This is a genomic window from Candidatus Sordicultor fermentans (assembly GCF_012728195.1).
Classification (GTDB): Bacteria; Atribacterota; Atribacteria; order Atribacterales; family Caldatribacteriaceae; genus Sordicultor; species Sordicultor fermentans.
Window position 1 is genome coordinate 1 of record NZ_JAAYFP010000013.1, and the last position, 2,285, is coordinate 2,285.

4 protein-coding genes are annotated in these 2,285 nt (G+C 38.7%); 2 read left to right on the forward strand and 2 right to left on the reverse strand.

Translation table 11 applies throughout. The features are described 5' to 3' along the window. Positions 1–188: 188 nt before the first annotated feature. Together GXZ17_RS00465 and GXZ17_RS00470 are read left to right on the forward strand one after the other, a co-directional pair. The gene (locus tag GXZ17_RS00465; protein WP_409375326.1) at positions 189–410 is read left to right on the forward strand and encodes a hypothetical protein; all 222 of its coding nucleotides are present in this window, start codon (positions 189–191) and stop codon (positions 408–410) included. Between the two features lie 9 nt (positions 411–419). Continuing rightward, a complete protein-coding gene (locus GXZ17_RS00470) occupies positions 420–812 on the forward strand; it encodes a type II toxin-antitoxin system VapC family toxin (RefSeq protein WP_409375327.1) in 393 nt (130 codons plus the stop codon). Positions 813–1,322: 510 nt separating this feature from the next. Here GXZ17_RS00470 and GXZ17_RS00475 read toward each other — a convergent pair. Both GXZ17_RS00475 and GXZ17_RS00480 read right to left on the reverse strand, forming a co-directional pair. After that, a complete protein-coding gene (locus GXZ17_RS00475; protein ID WP_409375328.1) occupies positions 1,323–1,550 on the reverse strand; it encodes a type II toxin-antitoxin system HicA family toxin in 228 nt (75 codons plus the stop codon). Then, entirely contained in the window at positions 1,543–1,749 is a 207-nt protein-coding gene (locus GXZ17_RS00480; protein ID WP_409375329.1) for a type II toxin-antitoxin system HicB family antitoxin, read from the reverse strand. Before GXZ17_RS00480 ends, GXZ17_RS00475 begins: the two co-directional genes overlap by 8 nt. Positions 1,750–2,285 lie beyond the last annotated feature (536 nt).

A 2,285-nucleotide genomic window follows, 5' to 3' on the forward strand; every position in this document is an offset into this window, starting at 1 on the left:
CCCCGCAAGCTCTCTAAACCGTCATCGCGAGGGTCGTATATTCCTCCCCGTGGCAATCTCTCTTTTATTCTCTGAAGGGTTTCCCTCCCGCCGTCATGCCTGAGCGCTTTTATCGGGAATCCAAGTTTTTGCTTTTTCTTTTATGTGGTAAAATATAAACGTAAAATGGGGAGTTTTGAGGTGTGAAAATGCTTAAGGAAATAGATATGGATGTCCAGCTTTATGATAAAGTGAAAAAATTAGAACACGAGATTGGGGAGATAAAATTAATGTTATTAAAATTAGGAAGGATAAAAAAGGCTGGAGAACCAATTTCATTAGAAGGTATTTGGGGAGGGATTGAAGTTACAGAAGAAGATATTAAAGCTTCTAAAAAATCTCTTTTCCCTCAAGACTATAATGACCTGTAGGATTTTAAAGTGTCATTCTTTGTAGCTGATACCCATTCTCTGGTGTGGTACTTCACCGGAAGCAAAAAATTAGGGCAAAAGGCTCTTGAAGTATTTAGAAATTCGTTGTCGGGAAAAAGCATAATATTTATCCCTACAATTGTCCTTGCAGAGATAATTGATATTATAGAAAAGAAGCGCATTAGCGTTAATTATGAGGAACTATTAGATGAGATAGAGAAAGGTAGTAACTTTGAAATCTATCCTCTTGATGTTAATGTATTAAAAACACTGAAAGAGATAAAAGGTATCTCTGAGTTACATGATAAAATTATAGTGGCAACAGCTAAATTACTTGAGGCAAAGGTAATTACGAAAGACGCAGATATACAGAGCTCTAACATGGTTAAAACAATATGGTAGTGTGAAAAAAAGACAGACTGCTTATAGACCCCTCGTATAAACATTCAGGGAATCCTCCCCCGCCGTCATTCCCGAAATCTTTAATCGGGAATCCAAGTTTTTGCTTTTTCTTTGTTTTTTTCTGGGGGGTTATAGGGGGGGCGAAAAGCCCCCATTATTGCTGCTTATAGGATAGAATTAACAGATGAGTTCAAGAAGAAATTAGCGAAACGTCTGAAGAAGCCATCCGGGAGAATTTCCCATAAAGAGGTATTAGAGGAATTTGGCCAGGATTGAATGGACGGAAGAAGCGGTAAGGGATCTCAAGATAATCGAAAAGCAAGTAGGGCGAAGGATTCTTAAGAAACTCAGCTGGTTTTCTGAGAATTTTGAAACAATTATTTCTGGGCCATTGAGTGGAGAGTTTAAAGAGACTTGCAAATTACGATTTGATTAATGATCGATGCTGGCTTTGAGACACCACCCTTAGTAACTACGTGAAATGACGGATGGGAAAAGCTACAAGTTGGGTTAATATTCCCCTCCAAGCAATTTTTCAAAATCTTCCTGAGTTATACCCATTTGCCTCAATATGCTTTTAAAAGTTCCAGTGGGAATTTCCCGTTTGTGCATAGGAAGGATAACTACTCTCTCTGCGGAATTTTTGAATTTTCCATGTGAACCTTTCTGAGAAATAAAAGAAAAACCAAGCTTTTGCAACCCAACTTCTATTTCCCAAGAGGAATAGAGTTTAGGCATCAATTTCTTCTCTGCCAATCATTACTTTCTCGATTTCAGGCAAAGTAAAACTTTTATCCTCCAAATAGAGCTCTACTGCCTCTTTGAGGTTATCTATGGCCTCTTCAATGGTTTCGCCAAAAGAAGAAACATCAACATTTAAACACTGGGCTACGTAGTAACGACCTTCTTGCCAGAGAACAAAATTTATACTTTTCATAATACCTCCTAAACGTTAAAATATTTCCCCTTTAATCTTATCCTGAAGTCTGATGGTCGTCAATGGTGAGTTTGGCTCTTTTTTTAGTCTTTTATCCTTGGTTTTAATACTTCTGGACCCCTCGTAGAGGCATTTAGGGGTAGGCTAAAAACGGCTCGAAAGTCGCCGGGGTGACGGACACGGAGGCTTTTTCCTCCGTGTTATTTTTGATCTTTCTCTTTTGTCTTCATGTTTTTCTCTTTTGGGGGTTGACAAGGGGGGCGAGTCCCCCATTATAGTCAGAAACACTCAGGGGATGGGTAAGGAAAATAATAGAGAAAAGCAATATATGCCATGGTTGAGTGGATTGTGATAAAATAAAGCAGGAACTGAGCTGGTAAATATCAACAGTGTTGTTAGAGATTCTAATGGTGGGGCTATAGAAGACATGGAAATCTTTTAATCTGCTCAATTTACATCCCGTTAGCTCGCTAGCGCAAGGAGGGTATATTTCTATAGGAGGCGATCTAAATGGAAGAAGAAAGACTCCTTAATCG